Source organism: Pseudomonas sp. CP4, from assembly GCF_047758505.1.
Lineage (GTDB): Bacteria > Pseudomonadota > Gammaproteobacteria > Pseudomonadales > Pseudomonadaceae > Aquipseudomonas > Aquipseudomonas fluorescens_AO.
In genome coordinates this window covers 2,140,625-2,159,057 of sequence record NZ_CP180489.1, presented here as the reverse complement: position 1 = coordinate 2,159,057, position 18,433 = coordinate 2,140,625, and the positions used below count along the sequence as shown (strand labels likewise).

Genomic DNA, 18,433 nt, shown 5'->3' with positions numbered 1-18,433 from the left:
GTGCTCAGAGTCGCTGTAAACGGTGGTCTTGCAGAGGATAGCCCTGTTCGCGGTAGAAACGGAAACTCTCCCGCGCGGCGGCTCGAATGGTCGGATCTTCCACCACTACCTCCGCCACTCGGGCGAATTTGCTGGCGAAGGCCGGCACTTTCAGATCGAGATTGACCAGCAGATCCTGATGCTCGCCACAGTCTTCCCCGAGTCCCAGCACGATCAAGCCGTCCGGTTCACTGTCGGCAGGGCCGTGGGGCACGAAGCTTTCGCCCTTGAATGCCCACAGGCGCGCATCAAGATCGTCACGCTGGGCCGCATCGCTGCAATGCAGGTAAATGCGGTGGCCCATGCGCCAGGCTTTCTCGGTGAGCTTGCAGGCAAAGTCCAGGCGTGCAGAAGGATCGGCGCTGGGCAGGATATAGAAGTCGACTTTGGTCATTGCGGTTCCAGGGCGGCAAGCGGCGTCACCCGAAAGTGACGCCGCCTTTCAGCAGTTTCAGGCCTTGGCGCGATCCAGCAGGTACTGGGTCAGCAGGGGTACCGGACGGCCAGTGGCGCCTTTGTCCTTGCCGCCGCTGGTCCACGCGGTGCCGGCAATGTCCAGATGCGCCCAGTTGAGGTTCTTGGTGAAGCGCGACAGGAAGCAGGCGGCGGTGATGGTGCCGGCCTTCGGCCCGCCAATGTTGGCGATGTCGGCGAACGGGCTGTCCAGTTGCTCCTGGTACTCGTCGAACAGCGGCAGTTGCCAGGCACGATCGTCGGCAGCCTTGCCGGCGCTGAGCAACTGGTCGATCAGTTCGTCGTTGTTGCCCAGCAGACCGGAAGTATGAGCGCCCAAGGCCACCACGCAAGCACCGGTCAGGGTGGCGATGTCGATCACCGCTTGCGGCTTGAAGCGCTCGGCGTAGGTCAGCGCATCGCACAGCACCAGACGGCCTTCGGCATCGGTATTGAGGATTTCCACGGTCTGGCCGCTCATGGTGGTGACGATGTCGCCCGGACGCGACGCGTTGCCGCTTGGCATGTTTTCGGCGCAGGCGAGGATGCACACCAGATTGATCGGCAGTTTCAGCTCAAGTACCGCACGCAGCGTACCGAACACGCTGGCCGCGCCGCCCATGTCGTACTTCATTTCGTCCATGCCGGCGCCCGGCTTCAGGCTGATGCCGCCGGTGTCGAAGGTAATGCCCTTGCCGACCAGCGCGTATGGCTTCTCGGATTTCTTGCCGCCGTTGTATTGCATGACGATCAGCCGCGGTGGCTGGGCGCTGCCCTGGCCCACGGCGTAGAACGAGCCCATGCCGAGGGATTTGATCTTCTTCTCGTCGAGTACTTCGACTTTGAGGTCTTTGAACTCTTTGCCCAGGTTCTTCGCCTGTTCGCCCATGAAGGTCGGGTGACAGATGTTCGGCGGCAGGTTGCCCAGATCGCGGGTGAAGGCCATGCCGTTAGCGATAGCAGTGGCGTGATTCACGGCGCGCTGAACTTCGGCTTGCGCAGCCTTGATGGTCAGCAGGGTGATTTTCTTCAGGGCGCGCGGTTCGGCTTTCTGGCTCTTGAACTGGTCGAAGGTGTAGCCGCCGTCGACCAGGGTTTCTGCCAGCAGGCGAGTCTTGCCGTAGCTGTCGCGACCTTTGACGATGACTTCGTCCAGCGCCAGCACGGCATCACCGCCGCCCAGACCTTTGAGGGAGTTAAGGATGCCGGCAACGATTTTGCGGAACGGACGATCGCCCAGTTCCTCGTCCTTGCCCACGCCGACCAGCAAAACGCGCTCGGCTTTCAGGTTCGGCAGGCTGTGCAGCAGCAGGCTTTGACCGACCTTGCCGGCCAGGTCGCCACGCTTGAGCACGGCGCTGATCGCGCCGCCGCTCGACTCGTCGACCAGTCTGGCGGCGACACCGAGTTTTCGGCCTTCGCCGACGGCAACCACCAGGGTGGCGGTTTTCAACGTTTCTGGGCTAACGCTTTTTACAACCAGTTCCATGTCCGGATCCCTGAATGAATGGTCAACACGCAGGCGTTCGACGTTGTCCGCAATCGCCTGCTTATAAAGAGAAGAGGCGCAGGCCGAAGCCTGCGACAAGGGCCGCAGTTTGAACCTCGCTCCCCGCGCCTGACAACCCTCGAGCAAAGGATTACAGAGATGGATGAGTGTGCGCAGTGACAGGCGCCCCCAATCACAGGATAATGCCGCATCTTTTTTCGACCGCTCTGCATGGCGGGCCGGTCGATGTGTTTGCTTGTTTGGCCGCCTTAGCCTGACAACCCTGGAGTGTCTGGTTTGATCGTCTTCCGTTATCTGTCCCGCGAAGTCCTGTTGACCCTCAGCGCCGTAAGTGCCGTGCTGCTGGTCATCATCATGAGCGGTCGCTTCATCAAATACCTGGCGCAGGCTGCGGCCGGTCAGCTCGATCCGGGCTCGCTGTTCCTGATCATGGGCTTTCGTCTGCCGGGTTTCCTGCAACTGATTCTGCCGCTGGGTCTGTTCCTCGGGATCCTGCTGGCCTACGGTCGCCTGTACCTAGAAAGCGAAATGACCGTGCTTTCGGCCACCGGCATGAGCCAGCAGAAGCTGTTTCGCATGACCCTGTTTCCGGCGACGCTGGTGGCACTGGTGGTGGCGTGGCTGAGCCTTGGCCTGGCTCCGCAGGGCGCCAACCAGTTTCAGTTGCTGTTGAACAAGCAGGACGCGCTGACCGAGTTCGATACCCTCGAACCGGGCCGCTTCCAGGCATTGCGTGACGGTACTCGGGTGACCTACACCGAAACCCTGAGCGACGACCGCGTCAATCTCGGCAGCGTGTTCATCTCGCAGAAGAACCTTGGTGCCGATAAGAAGGACCGCGGGATTTCCGTGCTGGTGGCCGAGTCGGGTCGTCAGGTAATCCGCCCCGATGGCAATCGCTACCTGATCCTCGACAACGGCTATCGCTATGACGGCAGCCCGGGGCAGGCCGACTACCGTGCCATCCATTACGAAACATATGGCGTGCTGTTGCCCAAGCCGGACGTCAGCGAAGAAGTCACCGATCGTGACGCGATGCCGACCTCGTCCCTGTGGGGCAGTGATGACATCCGTTCGAAAACCGAGCTGCAATGGCGTATGTCCCTGCCATTGCTGGTGTTCATCGTGACCCTGATGGCGGTGCCGCTGTCGCGGGTGAATCCGCGTCAGGGGCGTTTCCTCAAGCTGCTGCCGGCGATTCTTCTTTATATGGCTTACCTGACCATCCTGATTGCCGCTCGCGGCGCCCTCGAAAAAGGCAAGATCCCGCCAGCCCTCGGCCTGTGGTGGGTGCACGCGATCTTCCTGGTCATCGGCCTCGGCCTGCTGTATTGGGAGCCGATGCGCTTGAAACTGGCCAGCCGTCGCAGCGCCGCGCTGGAGGTGGCTCGTGGTTAAACTCGACCGCTACATCGGCAGCAGCGTATTCATGGCAATCATCGCCGTGCTGGCGATCATCCTCGGCCTGGCAACGCTTTTCGCCTTCATCGATGAAATGGGCGACGTCAGCGACACCTACACCCTGGTCGACGTGCTCGGTTTTGTCTTGCTGACCGCACCGCGCCGGCTCTATGAAATGCTGCCGATGGCGGCATTGATCGGCTGCCTGATCGGCCTCGGCAGTCTGGCCAGCAGCAGTGAGCTGACAGTCATGCGCGCTGCTGGCGTGTCGATCGGCCGTATCGTCTGGGCTGTAATGAAGCCAATGCTGGTACTGATGCTCGCTGGCGTGCTTATCGGCGAATACGTTGCCCCGGCCACTGAAAGCATGGCCCAGGCCAATCGCTCGCTGGCCCAAGGCAGTGGCGACGCACAAAGCGCCAAGCACGGTATGTGGCACCGTCAGGGTGAAGAATTCATCCACATCAACGCGGTTCAACCGAACGGTCTGTTGTACGGCGTGACGCGTTATCACTTCGACAAGGAGCGCCATCTGCTCAGCTCCAGCTTCGCCAAAAAGGCTGAGTTTGACGGCACCAAGTGGCAGCTTACCGACGTTGCCACCACGCTGTTCAAGGAGCGCAGTACTGAAGTCCTCAATACCCCGAGCGAGGAGTGGGATGTGGCGTTGAGCCCGCAACTGCTCAGCACCGTAGTCATGGCGCCGGAATCGCTGTCGATCAGCGGCCTGTGGGGCTACATCCACTATCTGGCCGAGCAGGGCCTGAGCAACGGCCGTTACTGGCTGGCATTTTGGGTCAAGGTGTTGCAGCCGCTGGTGACTGCCGCGCTGGTGCTGATGGCGATCTCGTTCATCTTCGGTCCACTGCGTTCGGTGACCCTCGGTCAGCGTGTTTTCACCGGCGTGCTGGTGGGCTTCACCTTCCGCATCGTCCAGGATCTGCTGGGGCCATCGAGTCTGGTGTTCGGTTTCTCGCCGCTGTTTGCGGTGCTGGTGCCGGCCGGCGTGTGCGCGCTGGCGGGTGTCTGGCTGCTCAGGCGAGCGGGCTGATGAACAAGCTTTCATTCAGCGCTTGAACCCTGAAAACGCCTCGGTCGCCAGACCGGGGCGTTTTTGCATGCGATCCGGGTGACAGGCGAACGTGACGCTTGCGCCGTGTATCAGGTACAATTCCCGGCTATTTTTCGGCGGGCCAAGCCTGCAGCCTTTTTGAGTGTTGATCCGTGAGTGATTTGAGTCATATCCGCAATTTCTCCATCATCGCCCACATTGACCATGGCAAGTCGACGCTGGCTGACCGTTTCATCCAGATGTGCGGCGGCCTGGCCGAGCGTGAAATGGAAGCCCAGGTACTGGATTCCATGGATCTTGAGCGTGAACGCGGGATCACCATCAAGGCCCACAGCGTTACCCTCTATTACAAAGCCAAAGACGGCATCACCTACCAGCTGAACTTCATCGACACCCCGGGCCACGTCGACTTCACCTACGAAGTCAGCCGTTCCTTGGCCGCGTGTGAAGGCGCCTTGCTGGTGGTCGATGCGGGGCAGGGCGTAGAAGCCCAGTCCGTGGCCAACTGCTACACCGCCATCGAGCAGGGCCTCGAGGTCATGCCGGTGCTGAACAAGATCGACCTGCCTCAGGCCGAGCCGGATCGCGTCAAGGACGAGATCGAGAAGATCATCGGCATCGACGCTACCGACGCCGTCACCTGCAGCGCCAAGACCGGCCTGGGTGTCGACGAAGTGCTCGAGCGTCTGGTACACACCATCCCTGCGCCGACCGGCAACATCGAAGATCCGCTGCAAGCGTTGATCATCGACTCCTGGTTCGACAACTACCTGGGCGTTGTTTCCCTGGTACGCGTGCGCCACGGCCGTGTGAAGAAGGGCGACAAGATTCTGGTCAAGTCCACCGGCAAGGTGCACCTGGTCGACAGCGTCGGCGTGTTCAACCCGAAACACACCGCCACTGTTGATCTGAAGGCCGGCGAAGTGGGCTTCATCATCGCCAGCATCAAGGACATTCACGGCGCACCGGTCGGTGACACCCTGACCCTGAGCTCCACGCCAGACGTTCCGGTGCTGCCGGGCTTCAAACGCATTCAGCCACAGGTTTACGCCGGTCTGTTCCCGGTCAGCTCCGACGACTTCGAGGATTTCCGCGAAGCGCTGCAGAAGCTGACCCTGAACGACTCGTCGCTGCAGTACACCCCGGAAAGCTCGGACGCCCTGGGCTTCGGCTTCCGTTGCGGCTTCCTCGGCATGCTGCACATGGAAATCATCCAGGAGCGCCTCGAGCGCGAATACGACCTGGACCTGATCACCACCGCGCCGACGGTAATTTTCGAGCTGGTGCTGAAAACCGGTGAAACGATTTACGTCGACAACCCGTCGAAACTTCCGGACGTGTCGGCGATCGAGGACATGCGCGAACCAATCGTGCGCGCCAATATCCTCGTACCGCAGGAACACCTGGGCAACGTCATTACCCTGTGCATCGAGAAACGCGGCGTACAGGTCGACATGCTGTTCCTCGGCAATCAGGTGCAAGTGACCTACGACCTGCCGATGAACGAAGTGGTTCTGGACTTCTTCGACCGTCTCAAATCCACCAGCCGCGGCTATGCTTCGCTGGACTACCATTTCGATCGTTACCAATCGGCTAATCTGGTGAAACTGGACGTGCTGATCAACGGCGACAAGGTCGATGCCCTGGCATTGATCGTGCACCGTGACAATTCGCACTTCAAAGGTCGCCAGTTGACCGAGAAGATGAAAGAACTGATTCCTCGTCAGATGTTCGACGTGGCGATTCAGGCCGCCATCGGTGGTCAGATCGTCGCCCGGACAACCGTCAAGGCGCTCAGAAAGAACGTATTGGCCAAATGCTACGGCGGTGACGTCAGTCGTAAGAAGAAGCTGCTCGAGAAGCAGAAGGCCGGTAAGAAACGCATGAAACAGGTCGGCAACGTGGAAATTCCACAGGAAGCCTTCCTCGCCGTGCTCAGGTTGGAATAATCAGGTCCTATGTCGCTAAATTTCCCGCTGTTGCTGGTCATCGCCGTGTTCGTCTGCGGCCTGTTGGCGTTGCTTGATCTGCTGTTCCTGGCGCCGCGTCGGCGGGCTGCCATTGCCTCGTATCAAGGCAGTGTCAGCCAGCCCGAGCCTGTGGTGGTCGAGAAGCTGAACAAAGAGCCGCTGCTGGTCGAATACGGCAAGTCGTTCTTTCCGGTGCTGTTCATCGTGCTGGTGCTGCGTTCGTTCCTGGTGGAGCCGTTCCAGATTCCGTCCGGCTCGATGAAACCGACCCTGGACGTCGGCGACTTCATTCTGGTGAACAAGTTTTCCTACGGCATCCGTCTGCCGGTGATCGACAAGAAGATCATCGAAGTCGGTGACCCGCAGCGCGGCGATGTCATGGTGTTCCGCTACCCGAGCGACCCGAACGTCAACTACATCAAGCGTGTGGTCGGCCTGCCGGGTGACACGGTGCGTTACACCGCCGACAAGCGTCTGTTCGTCAACGGCGAATCGATTGCCGAGAAGATGGTCGGTGCCGAAGCGGGTTCGCTGGGCAGCGCGGAGCTCTATCAGGAAAAACTCGGCGCAGCCGAGCACCTGATCCGCAAGGAAATGAGCCGCTACCGCGCGACCCCGGATCGTTCGTGGACAGTGCCTGCCGGGCACTACTTCATGATGGGCGACAACCGCGACAACTCGAACGACAGCCGCTACTGGGATGATCCGAACATTCCCAAGGACCTGCTGGGCATGGTTCCCGACAAGAATATTGTCGGCAAGGCCTTCGCGGTCTGGATGAGCTGGCCGGAGCCGAAACTCAGCCACCTGCCGAATTTCTCGCGGGTCGGCCTGATCAAGTAATCAAACACGGCGCTGTTGACCACAGCGCCGAATGCATTTCTGGAGCCGGCACAATCGGCTTCGCAATCGCCAGGATTTATTTTTTGAACACAGCGTTAATTGTCCCAGGCCTGCGCCGTACCCCGGCGATGGCAGTGGAAACCAGCCACGAACTCAGCGTGGGTAAACCGTGAGCGTTTCTCTAAGCCGTCTCGAGCGCCAGCTCGGTTACACCTTCAAGGACCAGGAGCTGATGCTGCTGGCCCTCACGCACCGCAGTTTTGCCGGGCGCAACAACGAGCGTCTGGAATTCCTCGGTGATGCCATCCTCAACTTCGTTGCTGGCGAGGCGCTGTTCGATCGCTTCCCGTTGGCCCGCGAAGGCCAGTTGTCGCGTTTGCGCGCACGCCTGGTAAAAGGTGAGACGCTGGCCGTACTGGCTCGCGGTTTCGACCTCGGTGATTATCTGCGTCTGGGTTCGGGTGAACTGAAGAGCGGTGGTTTCCGCCGTGAATCGATTCTCGCCGATGCCCTCGAAGCCCTGATCGGTGCGATCTACCTCGATGCCGGCATGGACGTCGCCCGCGAGCGCGTGCTGGCGTGGCTGGCCGGCGAATTCGAAGGCCTGACGCTGGTCGACACCAACAAGGATCCGAAAACCCGCTTGCAGGAACACCTGCAATCGCGCGGTTGCGAACTGCCACGCTACGAAGTGGTGGATATCCAGGGCGAACCGCACTGCCGTACCTTCTTCGTCGAATGCGAAGTGGTCTTACTGAATGAAAAAAGCCGAGGTCAGGGTGTGAGCCGTCGTATTGCCGAACAGGTAGCGGCCGCCGCAGCACTGATTGCCCTGGGCGTGGAGAATGGCAATGACTGATACAAACGCAACTCGCTGTGGCTACGTTGCCATCGTCGGCCGTCCCAACGTCGGCAAGTCGACGCTGCTCAACCACATCCTCGGCCAGAAGCTCGCGATCACCTCGCGCAAGCCGCAGACCACCCGCCACAACATGCTCGGGATCAAGACCGAGGGCGACGTGCAGGCGATCTACGTCGACACCCCGGGCATGCACAAGGGTGGCGAAAAGGCCCTGAACCGTTACATGAACAAAACCGCTTCGGCGGCGTTGAAAGACGTCGATGTAGTGATTTTCGTTGTTGACCGCACCAAGTGGACCGACGAAGACCAGATGGTGCTCGAGCGTGTGCAGTACGTGACCGGCCCGCTGATCGTCGCGCTGAACAAGACTGATCGCATCGAAGACAAGGCCGAGCTGATGCCGCACCTGAGCTGGCTGCAGGAACAGCTGCCGAACGCACAGATCATCCCGATTTCCGCGCAGCACGGGCACAACCTCGAAGCGCTGGAAAAGGTCATCGCCGATCACTTGCCGGAGAATGATCACTTCTTCCCGGAAGACCAGATCACCGACCGCAGCAGCCGTTTCCTTGCCGCCGAACTGGTGCGCGAGAAAATCATGCGCCAGATGGGTGCCGAGCTGCCGTACCAGATCACCGTCGAGATCGAAGAGTTCAAGCAGCAGGGCAAGACGTTGCACATCCACGCGTTGATTCTCGTTGAGCGTGACGGTCAGAAGAAAATCATCATTGGCGACAAGGGCGAGCGCATCAAGCGCATCGGCACCGAAGCGCGCAAGGACATGGAGCTGCTGTTCGACTCCAAGATCATGCTCAACCTGTGGGTCAAGGTGAAGGGCGGCTGGTCCGATGACGAGCGCGCGCTGCGTTCGCTGGGTTACGGCGACCTGTAAAAACGCGGTTGGCGCAACACCGAAGAAACCTGTGGGAGCGAGCTTGCTCGCGAAGGCGTAGTGCCAGCCGACATATTTGTTGACTGTCACCCAGCATTCGCGAGCAAGCTCGCTCCCACATTGGTTTTGGGGTGAATATAGAACCGCGTTTTCATCAATGAGAGCTCCATGTCCTCAACACCACCTCCCGCGCAACCGGCCTACGTCCTGCATTCGCGCGCCTATCGCGAAACCAGCGCACTGGTCGATTTCCTCACGCCGCAAGGTCGGCTGCGGGCAGTGTTGCGCAGTGCGCGGGGCAAGGCCGGGACGCTGGCGCGACCGTTTGTGGCGCTGGAGGTCGAGTTCCGTGGCAAGGGTGAGCTGAAAAACGTCGGGCGCATGGAGAGCTCTGGCACCTCCGCCTGGCTCAACGGCGAGGCGCTGTTCAGCGGTCTGTATCTCAACGAACTGTTGATTCGCCTGCTGCCTGCCGAGGATCCGCATCCTGCGGTGTTTGATCACTATGCCGCGACCCTGTTGGCGCTCGCCGAAGGCCGACCGCTTGAGCCGTTGTTGCGCTCCTTCGAGTGGCGGCTGCTGGATGATCTTGGCTACGGTTTTTCCATGAATACAGACATTCATGGCGATCCTGTTGCTGCGGACGGTCTCTATCGCCTGCAAGTCGATGCCGGACTCGAGCGGGTTTATCTGTTGCAGCCAGGCCTGTTCAACGGCACTGAACTGCTGGCCATGGCCGAGGCCGACTGGTCGGCGCCCGGCGCGCTGTCGGCGGCCAAGCGTCTGATGCGCCAGGCGCTGGCAGTCCATTTGGGCGGGCGTCCGCTTGTCAGTCGCGAGCTGTTTCGCAAGCCCTGATATGCTGTGCGCCGAATCTCTCAATCCAGGAGCGCATCCGTGACCAGCAGCAATCGCATTCTTCTCGGCGTGAACATCGACCACGTCGCCACCCTGCGTCAGGCCCGTGGCACGCGCTACCCGGATCCGGTCAAGGCGGCGCTGGACGCAGAAGAGGCGGGCGCCGATGGCATCACCGTGCACCTGCGTGAAGATCGCCGGCACATCCAGGAGCGCGACGTGCTGCTGCTCAAGGATGTGCTGCAAACGCGCATGAACTTCGAAATGGGCGTCACCGAAGAAATGATGGCGTTCGCCGAGCGCATTCGCCCGGCGCACATCTGTCTGGTCCCGGAAACCCGTCAGGAGCTGACCACCGAAGGCGGTCTGGATGTAGCTGGACAGGAAGAACGCATCAGGGCTGCGGTCGAGCGCTTGTCGGAAATCGGCAGCGAAGTGTCACTGTTCATCGACGCCGACGAGCGCCAGATCGCCGCCTCCAAGCGCGTCGGTGCGCCGGCTATCGAGCTGCACACCGGGCGTTACGCCGATGCCGAAACCCCGACTGAAGTGGCTGAAGAGCTCAAGCGCGTCGCTGATGGCGTGGCGTTTGGGCTGGCGCAGGGCCTCATCGTCAATGCCGGGCATGGCCTGCATTACCACAACGTTGAAGCAGTGGCGGCGATCAAGGGCATCAACGAACTGAACATTGGTCACGCGCTGGTGGCGCATGCGTTGTTCGTGGGCTTCAAATCTGCTGTGTCGGAAATGAAGGCGCTGATTCTGGCGGCGGCCAAGCACTGAGCAGCTACACAAAACCCCTGTGGGAGCGAGCCTGTTCGCGAAAACGATGTATCAGTCAAAGATAATGTCGACTGACACGACGCTTTCGCGAGCAGGCTCGCTCCCACAGTTGGATTTGAGGTGTGGGTTAAAGCGGGGCGGGTTCTTGCGCGGGTTTTGACTTGTCGATGGCTGGCACATGCAAATTGCCTTCAGCCACCTGATCGCCTTCGAGCTGCGGCTGGGTTACCCAGGTCAGGATGTCGTAGTAGCGCCGGATGTTCGCTACGAAATGCACCGGTTCGCCACCCCGGGCGTAGCCGTAACGGGTCTTGCTGTACCACTGTTTCTGCGACAGGCGCGGCAGGATTTTTTTCACGTCCAGCCACTTGTCCGGATTCAAGCCTTCCTTCGCCGCCAGTTTGCGCGCGTCGTCCAGATGGCCGCTGCCGACGTTGTACGCCGCCAAGGCAAACCAGGTGCGGTCCGGTTCCTGGATCGAATCGTCCAGCTGATCCTTCATATAGGCCAGGTACTTGGCGCCGCCCATGATGCTCTGCTTGGGATCGAGGCGGTTTGATACACCCATCGCCTGCGCGGTGTTCTGAGTCAGCATCATCAAGCCGCGCACGCCGGTTTTTGACGTCACTGCGGGCTGCCACAGCGATTCCTGATAACCGATGGCAGCCAGCAGGCGCCAATCGACTTTCTCTTTCTTCGCGTAATTCTTGAAGTGCTGTTCGTATTTCGGCAGGCGCTGCTGCAAATGCTGGGCGAAGGTGGTGGCGCCCATATAGCCGAGGACATCAACGTGGCCGTAGTAGCGGTCTTTCAGGCGTTGCAGGGTGCCGTTTTTCTGCACCTTGTCCAGATAGGCGTTGATTTCATTGAGCAGGCTGTTGTCCTCGCCCGGGCCAACCGCCCAACTCTGACTGCGCGCGTCACCGAGATCAAAGGCGACGCGGATGTTGGTGAAGTACACCTGGTTCATCGCCACTTCGTTGGAGTCGACCAACGTCAGGTCGATCTGGCCCTCATCGACCATGCGTAGCAGATCGACCACTTCAACCGCGTCGGATTCTTCGTATTCGATGCCGGGATATTTCTGTTTCAGCCCGGCCAGTTGCTCGGCGTGGGTGCTGCCCTTGAGCACGGTGATCTTCTTGCCGACCAGATCCGCCGGATCGGTTGGCCGCGACTGGCCGTTGCGGTAGATGATCTGCGGGGTGACTTCAAGGTAGGAATGGGAGAACCGCACCTGCTTCTTGCGTTCATCGCTGCTGACCAGACCGGCCGCCGCGAGCACCGGGCCGTTCGGCTTGCCGACCTGATTGAACAGGTCATCGAGATTGTCGGCGGTCTCGATCTTCAGCTCGACACCCAAATCGTCGGCGAAACGCTTCACCAGCTCGTATTCGAAGCCGGTTTCACCGCTGCGATCCTGAAAGTAGGTGGCGGGACTGTTACGGGTAACCACCCGCAGCACACCGTCCTCCTTTACGCGCTCAAGTGTGTTGGGTTTATCAACACAGCCACCGAGCATCAGGAAGAGTCCGGTTGCGATCAGCCATTTGGCGTATCGCGGACGCAAAGCCGTTGGGAAAAACATCTGCGCAGTATACGCAAACGGCCACGGGCGCCATATCTCGACAGCGTAGGACGAGTCTGCTAGCGATCACAAATCCGAACGAAATCCCTTGAATACGGGCCTTCAGGGCATTTTGTTACAGTAAAAATAAGCCGCACTGAAACGCTCGATTTACCTGACCCCGGAGGCAGAAACACAGATTGCTACCCGAGTGCAACCGTGCGTAGCGTTTCGGGTGATGTTGAGGTCGGTTTAGGCTAGAATGCACGGCCTCAAAGCACACCCCTTCCCGAGGCTGTCCCGAAGATGTTGATCCTGCGCGGCGCTCCTGCCCTTTCTGCCTTTCGCCACAGCAAACTCCTTGAGCAACTGAGCCAGAAGGTTCCGGCTGTCAGTGGCCTGTATGCTGAATTCGCTCACTTCGCCGAAGTCACCGGCGTCCTGACCGGCGACGAACAGCAGGTGCTAGCGCGCCTTCTGAAGTACGGCCCAAGTGTTCCGGTTCAAGAGCCGACCGGCCGTCTGTTTCTGGTGTTGCCGCGTTTCGGCACCATCTCGCCGTGGTCGAGCAAGGCCAGCGACATCGCCCGCAACTGCGGCCTGAGCAAGATCCAGCGCCTGGAACGCGGTATCGCCTTCTATGTTGCAGGGCAGTTCAGCGAAGCCGAAGCCCAACTGATTTCGGACGCCCTGCATGACCGCATGACCCAGATCGTGCTGGCCAACCTCGAGCAGGCCGCCGGTCTGTTCAGCCATGCCGAGCCGAAGCCGCTGACTGCAATCGATATCCTCGGTGGCGGTCGCGCCGCGCTGGAGAAGGCCAACACCGAGCTGGGCCTGGCCCTGGCTGAAGACGAGATCGACTATCTGGTCAACGCCTTCAATGGTCTCAAGCGCAACCCGCACGACATCGAACTGATGATGTTCGCCCAGGCCAACTCCGAGCACTGCCGCCACAAGATCTTCAACGCCAGTTGGGACATTGACGGCCAGAGCCAGGAAAAAAGCCTGTTCGGCATGATCAAGAACACCTATCAGATGCACAGCGAAGGCGTGTTGTCCGCTTATAAGGACAACGCTTCGGTGATCGTCGGCAACGTTGCCGGCCGCTTCTTCCCGAACCCTGAAACCCGCCAGTACGGCGCGGTGCAGGAGCCGGTGCACATCCTGATGAAGGTTGAAACCCACAACCACCCGACCGCGATTGCCCCGTTCCCGGGCGCATCGACCGGTTCCGGTGGCGAGATCCGTGACGAAGGTGCAACCGGTCGCGGCGCCAAGCCCAAGGCTGGCCTGACCGGTTTCACCGTATCGAACCTGCAGATCCCGGGCTTCGAACAGCCGTGGGAAGTGCCGTACGGCAAGCCTGAGCGCATCGTCACCGCGCTGGACATCATGATCGAAGGCCCGCTCGGCGGCGCGGCGTTCAACAACGAATTCGGTCGTCCGGCGCTGACCGGCTACTTCCGTACCTTCGAACAATCGATTACCACTCCGCACGGTGACGAAGTGCGTGGTTACCACAAGCCGATCATGCTCGCTGGCGGTATGGGCAACATCCGTGAAGAACACGTCAAGAAAGGCGAGATCGTTGTTGGTTCGAAGCTGATCGTGCTCGGCGGCCCGGCGATGTTGATCGGTCTGGGCGGCGGCGCGGCTTCGTCGATGGCCACCGGCACCAGCTCGGCGGATCTGGATTTTGCTTCCGTACAGCGTGAAAACCCGGAAATGGAGCGTCGTTGCCAGGAAGTCATCGACCGTTGCTGGCAACTGGGTGACAAGAACCCGATCAGCTTCATCCACGATGTCGGCGCGGGCGGTCTGTCCAACGCCTTCCCGGAACTGGTCAACGACGGCGATCGCGGTGGCCGTTTCGAACTGCGCAACATCCCCAACGACGAGCCGGGCATGGCCCCGCACGAAATCTGGTCGAACGAATCCCAGGAACGTTACGTTCTCGCCGTCGGCCCGGAAGACTTCGAGCGCTTCCAGGCGATCTGCGAACGCGAGCGCTGCCCGTTTGCCGTCGTCGGTGAAGCCACTGCCGAACCGCAACTGACCGTGACCGACAGCCACTTCGGCAACAACCCGGTGGACATGCCGCTGGAAGTGTTGCTGGGCAAGGCGCCGCGCATGCACCGTTCGGTGGTTCGCGAAGCCGAGCTGGGCGATGACTTCGATCCGTCGAACCTCGACATCAGCGAGTCCATCGAACGCGTTCTGCATCACCCGGCCGTAGCCAGCAAAAGCTTCCTGATCACCATCGGCGACCGCACCATCACCGGCCTCGTCGCCCGTGACCAGATGGTCGGCCCATGGCAGGTGCCGGTGGCGGACGTTGCCGTCACTGCCACCAGTTTCGACGTCTACACCGGTGAAGCCATGGCGATGGGCGAGCGTACACCGCTGGCTCTGCTGGACGCGCCGGCATCGGGCCGCATGGCCATCGGCGAAACCATCACCAACATTGCCGCCTCGCGCATCAACAAGCTCTCCGACATCAAACTGTCGGCGAACTGGATGTCCGCTGCCGGCCACCCGGGCGAAGACGCGCGTCTATACGACACCGTAAAAGCGGTCGGCATGGAACTGTGCCCTGAGCTGGGCATCACCATTCCGGTGGGCAAGGACTCGATGTCCATGGCCACGCGCTGGAACGATAACGGCGAAGACAAGACCGTCACCTCGCCGATGTCGCTGATCGTGACCGGTTTCGCGCCAGTGGCTGACATCCGTCAGACCCTGACTCCGGAGCTGCGCATGGACAAGGGCACCACTGACCTGATCCTGATCGACCTCGGTCGCGGGCAGAACCGCATGGGTGCTTCGATCCTCGCGCAAGTCCACGGAAAACTCGGCCAGCATGCGCCGGATGTCGATGACGCCGAAGACCTGAAAGCCTTCTTCGCGGTGATCCAGGGCCTCAACGCCGACGGTCACCTGCTGGCCTACCACGACCGTTCCGATGGTGGTCTGCTGACCTCCGTGGTGGAAATGGCCTTCGCCGGCCACTGCGGTCTGAGCCTGAACCTGGACAGCGTTGCCGAATCCGCTTCGGAAATCGCCGCGATCCTGTTCAACGAAGAACTCGGTGCGGTGATCCAGGTTCGCCAGGACGCCACCCCGGACATCCTCGCGCAATTCAGCGCCGCCGGCCTGGGCGACTGCGTGTCGGTGATCGGTCAGCCGATCAACAATGGCCAGATCAACATCACCTTCAACGGTGACACCGTGTTCGAAGGCCAGCGTCGTCTGCTGCAACGTCAGTGGGCCGAGACCAGCTACCAGATCCAGCGTCTGCGCGACAACGCCGACTGCGCCGAGCAGGAATTCGACGCGCTGCTGGAAGAAGACAACCCGGGCCTGAGCGTCAAGCTCAGCTACGACGTCAACCAGGACATCGCCGCGCCTTACATCAAGAAAGGCATCCGCCCACAGGTTGCCGTGCTGCGTGAGCAGGGCGTCAACGGTCAGGTGGAAATGGCCGCCGCTTTCGACCGCGCCGGTTTCAGCGCGATCGACGTGCACATGAGCGATATCCTCGCCGGCCGTGTCGATCTCAACGAGTTCAAAGGCCTGGTGGCCTGCGGCGGTTTCTCCTACGGCGACGTACTTGGCGCCGGTGAAGGCTGGGCCAAGTCGGCGCTGTTCAACAGCCGCGCCCGCGATGCGTTCCAGGGCTTCTTCGAGCGTAACGACAGCTTCACGCTGGGCGTGTGCAACGGTTGTCAGATGATGTCCAACCTGCACGAGTTGATCCCGGGCAGCGAGTTCTGGCCGCACTTCGTGCGCAACCGCTCCGAGCAGTTCGAAGCGCGCGTGGCGATGGTGCAGATCCAGGAGTCGAACTCGATCTTCCTGCAGGGCATGGCCGGTTCGCGCATGCCGATCGCCATCGCCCACGGTGAGGGTCATGCCGAGTTCGCCAGCGAAGAGGCACTGCTGGAAGCTGATCTGTCCGGTTGCGTGGCGATGCGTTTTGTCGACAACCACGGCAAGGTCACCGAAGCCTACCCGGCCAACCCGAACGGCTCGCCGCGCGGGATTACCGGCCTCACCAGCCGTGACGGTCGCGTGACGATCATGATGCCGCACCCGGAGCGTGTGTTCCGCGCGGTGCAGAATTCGTGGCGGTCGGAAGACTGGAACGAAGATGCACCGTGGATGCGTATGTTCCGTAATGCGCGTGTATGGGTTAACTGATCGTCGTGTACAAGCTGGCGTTTTTTGTTCCTGACAGTCATGTCGAGGTGGTCAAAGGGGCTGTGTTCGCTGCCGGTGGTGGGCGGATCGGTGACTATGACCACTGTGCATGGCAGGTGCTTGGCCTGGGCCAGTTTCGACCGTTGGACGGCAGTCAGCCGTTTATCGGTCAGGCGGGGCAGGTCGAGCGGGCTGAGGAATGGAAGGTTGAGCTTGTCGTTGCGGATGAGTTGATTGTGGCTGTTGTGGCGGCGTTGAAGCTGAGTCATCCGTATGAGACGCCGGCTTATGAGGTGTGGCGGCTGGAGGATTTCTGATCTTCTTTGCTGCTTGAACGTGAAACCCGCAGATGAGGGATTGTCTGTGGGTTTTTTGTTGGCCTTGGTTTTATTTTGATTTGGGTGAATATCCGTTTTTGCGGTGCTGCGGCTGGCGGTTTCGCCTGACGGCGACTTACTTTTTTACAAGCGCCAAAAAAAGTAAGCAAAAAACGCTAGCTCCTGCGTTCGGCCCTCGCAGGCTCGGGTTCCTTCGCTGCGGGATCGATCCGGGCGCAGCGGCTACGGTTTGCTGCGCTGCACCTCCTTGCGCTGTGTTCGACTTCGTCGAACGGTCGCTGCGCTCCCACGCCCGGATCAATCCCTCCACTCAGCCTTCCGACGTCGCCAGTGGATCAAGATCAAGAGCACTCGAGCTTGCGCTCATTGTTGAGTGGGGCGGCTTCGCTGCTTTGCTTTTCTGTGGGAGCGAGCCTGCTCGCGAAGGCGGCCTGACAGCCGACCCGTTTCTCGCTGAATGCTTGCGATCAAACTGTGGGAGCGGGCTTGCTCGAGAAGGCGGCCTGACAGCCGACCTGTTTCTCGCTGAATGCTTGCGATCAAACCGTGGGAGCGGGCTTGCTCGCGAAGGCGGCCTGACAGCCGACCCGTTTCTCGCTGAATGCTTGCGATCAAACTGTGGGAGCGGGCTTGCTCGCGAAGGCGGCCTGACAGCCGACCTGTTTCTCGCTGAATGCTTGCGATCAAACTGTGGGAGCGGGCTTGCTCGCGAAGGCGGCCTGACAGCCGACCCGTTTCTAGCTGAATGCACCCGATCACAATTGTAGGAGTGAGCCTGCTCGCGATGAGGCCCATCCAGGCGCCCGAGAATTGGCGATTGTTTAAATCCGGTAACCAATAACCCGAACCTTCCCACAAGGTTTTCAGGTTGTCCGTCGGACGTGCGATCTCTAGTCTTTTCCCGTCGCTGCGAATCAGCGATCGGGAGTGAGATCCCCGGATAGCTTGCAACTGGCGCCAGCACCACGATAATTGGCGCCAGCTCAATCTGCTGCCTGCTTTATGGCGGCTGTGTGCGGGCAGACTTCGGTCTGGCCGGTTGCCTGCTCCGGTGGATCTCACCTCGCACATAGCTGCCACCTATTCGCCGCGTGAGATCCGGCGATCGATGGCTGCCCATCAGCATCAGCAGGAGAAGCATTTTGGATAAGATCGTCCCCGACCCACCCCTCGAACCCACCACCCCCCTCGAACAAACCATCCGCGCCGACGATCTCGCGAAAAACCGCGAAGCGATCAAGCGCGCGCTGGATTTTTACCTGTGCCCTCAGCCGAGCAAAGCGCACCCGCCCGGCACCATGTTCCTCATCCAGCCCGACATCGACACCGAAAGCCTGCTCGCTCATGCCTGTGAGTCACTCACTTCAGCCAACACCCTGGCCAGTGATTTCGCCGATCAGTTGGGGCGACCGCAACGCCATACCGCGCTGGCGATTCAGCAGATCATCATGCTTGCCGATCTGGCGGTGAACCGTGCGCTGGATCGGGTTGATCCTCGCGCCTGAAAAGCAGGTCTCACCTAGACGATGCCGCCCAGCGCGGGGCCGTGTTGAATGGCGCGCGGCTTTGAGCTCGGCATTCAACGCCGGATTCCAAGCCAAAAAACCACCGGGCCATCAAGCCCAGTGGTTTTCCATTACGT

The 18,433-nt window shown here is 60.5% G+C and carries 14 protein-coding genes; 11 read left to right on the top strand and 3 right to left on the bottom strand.

The features are described from left to right. Window positions 1-4 precede the first annotated feature (4 nt). Both ACMYUN_RS09690 and ACMYUN_RS09685 read right to left on the bottom strand, forming a co-directional pair. Complete coding sequence (locus ACMYUN_RS09690; RefSeq protein ID WP_310409312.1) at window positions 5-433, bottom strand: DNA polymerase III subunit chi; 429 nt, start codon at window positions 431-433, stop codon at window positions 5-7. A gap of 57 nt (window positions 434-490) precedes the next feature. Continuing rightward, entirely contained in the window at window positions 491-1,981 is a 1,491-nt protein-coding gene (locus ACMYUN_RS09685; protein WP_415763573.1) for a leucyl aminopeptidase, read from the bottom strand. A 297-nt stretch (window positions 1,982-2,278) separates the two neighbouring features. Between ACMYUN_RS09685 and lptF the strand changes: the two genes are divergently transcribed. From lptF to pdxJ, 8 genes are all read left to right on the top strand, one after another. Beyond that, a complete protein-coding gene (lptF, locus tag ACMYUN_RS09680) occupies window positions 2,279-3,400 on the top strand; it encodes an LPS export ABC transporter permease LptF (protein ID WP_415763572.1) in 1,122 nt (373 codons plus the stop codon). Further along, on the top strand, window positions 3,393-4,454 hold the full coding sequence (lptG, locus tag ACMYUN_RS09675) for an LPS export ABC transporter permease LptG (RefSeq protein WP_415763571.1): 1,062 nt from the start codon (window positions 3,393-3,395) through the stop codon (window positions 4,452-4,454). Before lptF ends, lptG begins: the two co-directional genes overlap by 8 nt. A gap of 173 nt (window positions 4,455-4,627) precedes the next feature. Next, entirely contained in the window at window positions 4,628-6,424 is a 1,797-nt protein-coding gene (lepA, locus tag ACMYUN_RS09670) for a translation elongation factor 4 (protein ID WP_016771564.1), read from the top strand. 9 nt (window positions 6,425-6,433) lie between these two features. Then, window positions 6,434-7,288 (top strand): signal peptidase I, encoded by an 855-nt coding sequence (gene lepB / locus ACMYUN_RS09665; RefSeq protein WP_016771563.1) that lies wholly within the window; start codon window positions 6,434-6,436, stop codon window positions 7,286-7,288. Between the two features lie 169 nt (window positions 7,289-7,457). Beyond that, entirely contained in the window at window positions 7,458-8,147 is a 690-nt protein-coding gene (gene rnc / locus ACMYUN_RS09660) for a ribonuclease III (RefSeq protein WP_024011703.1), read from the top strand. After that, a complete protein-coding gene (era, locus tag ACMYUN_RS09655) occupies window positions 8,140-9,042 on the top strand; it encodes a GTPase Era (RefSeq protein ID WP_016771562.1) in 903 nt (300 codons plus the stop codon). The genes rnc and era overlap by 8 nt, the downstream gene beginning before the upstream one ends. 168 nt (window positions 9,043-9,210) lie before the next feature. After that, the gene (gene recO / locus ACMYUN_RS09650) at window positions 9,211-9,900 is read left to right on the top strand and encodes a DNA repair protein RecO (protein WP_415763570.1); all 690 of its coding nucleotides are present in this window, start codon (window positions 9,211-9,213) and stop codon (window positions 9,898-9,900) included. Between the two features lie 39 nt (window positions 9,901-9,939). Then, entirely contained in the window at window positions 9,940-10,683 is a 744-nt protein-coding gene (gene pdxJ, locus ACMYUN_RS09645; RefSeq protein WP_415763569.1) for a pyridoxine 5'-phosphate synthase, read from the top strand. Window positions 10,684-10,810: 127 nt separating this feature from the next. Here the strand turns inward: pdxJ and mltF are convergent, their stop codons facing one another. Next, window positions 10,811-12,271, bottom strand: coding sequence for a membrane-bound lytic murein transglycosylase MltF (mltF, locus tag ACMYUN_RS09640; RefSeq protein ID WP_080769376.1), 1,461 nt, complete (start codon window positions 12,269-12,271; stop codon window positions 10,811-10,813). Between the two features lie 285 nt (window positions 12,272-12,556). Here mltF and purL point away from each other — a divergent pair, with 285 nt between their 5' ends. The 3 genes from purL to ACMYUN_RS09625 all read left to right on the top strand — a co-directional run bounded on the left by purL (window position 12,557) and on the right by ACMYUN_RS09625 (window position 18,296). Then, window positions 12,557-16,453, top strand: a complete 3,897-nt coding sequence (gene purL, locus ACMYUN_RS09635) for a phosphoribosylformylglycinamidine synthase (protein WP_073473626.1) — start codon at window positions 12,557-12,559, stop codon at window positions 16,451-16,453. Between the two features lie 5 nt (window positions 16,454-16,458). Continuing rightward, window positions 16,459-16,770, top strand: coding sequence for an NGG1p interacting factor NIF3 (locus ACMYUN_RS09630; RefSeq protein WP_415763568.1), 312 nt, complete (start codon window positions 16,459-16,461; stop codon window positions 16,768-16,770). Between the two features lie 1,163 nt (window positions 16,771-17,933). After that, on the top strand, window positions 17,934-18,296 hold the full coding sequence (locus tag ACMYUN_RS09625) for a DUF6124 family protein (RefSeq protein WP_415763567.1): 363 nt from the start codon (window positions 17,934-17,936) through the stop codon (window positions 18,294-18,296). Window positions 18,297-18,433 lie beyond the last annotated feature (137 nt).

What these genes read in the sequence shown, in the direction of transcription:
- ACMYUN_RS09690 (WP_310409312.1), bottom strand. Translation starts at nt 433, where the DNA reads ATGACCAAAGTCGACTTCTATATCCTGCCCAGCGCCGATCCTTCTGCA.
- ACMYUN_RS09685 (WP_415763573.1), bottom strand. Translation starts at nt 1,981, where the DNA reads ATGGAACTGGTTGTAAAAAGCGTTAGCCCAGAAACGTTGAAAACCGCC.
- lepB (WP_016771563.1), top strand. Translation starts at nt 6,434, where the DNA reads ATGTCGCTAAATTTCCCGCTGTTGCTGGTCATCGCCGTGTTCGTCTGC.
- era (WP_016771562.1), top strand. Translation starts at nt 8,140, where the DNA reads ATGACTGATACAAACGCAACTCGCTGTGGCTACGTTGCCATCGTCGGC.
- recO (WP_415763570.1), top strand. Translation starts at nt 9,211, where the DNA reads ATGTCCTCAACACCACCTCCCGCGCAACCGGCCTACGTCCTGCATTCG.
- mltF (WP_080769376.1), bottom strand. Translation starts at nt 12,271, where the DNA reads ATGTTTTTCCCAACGGCTTTGCGTCCGCGATACGCCAAATGGCTGATC.
- purL (WP_073473626.1), top strand. Translation starts at nt 12,557, where the DNA reads ATGTTGATCCTGCGCGGCGCTCCTGCCCTTTCTGCCTTTCGCCACAGC.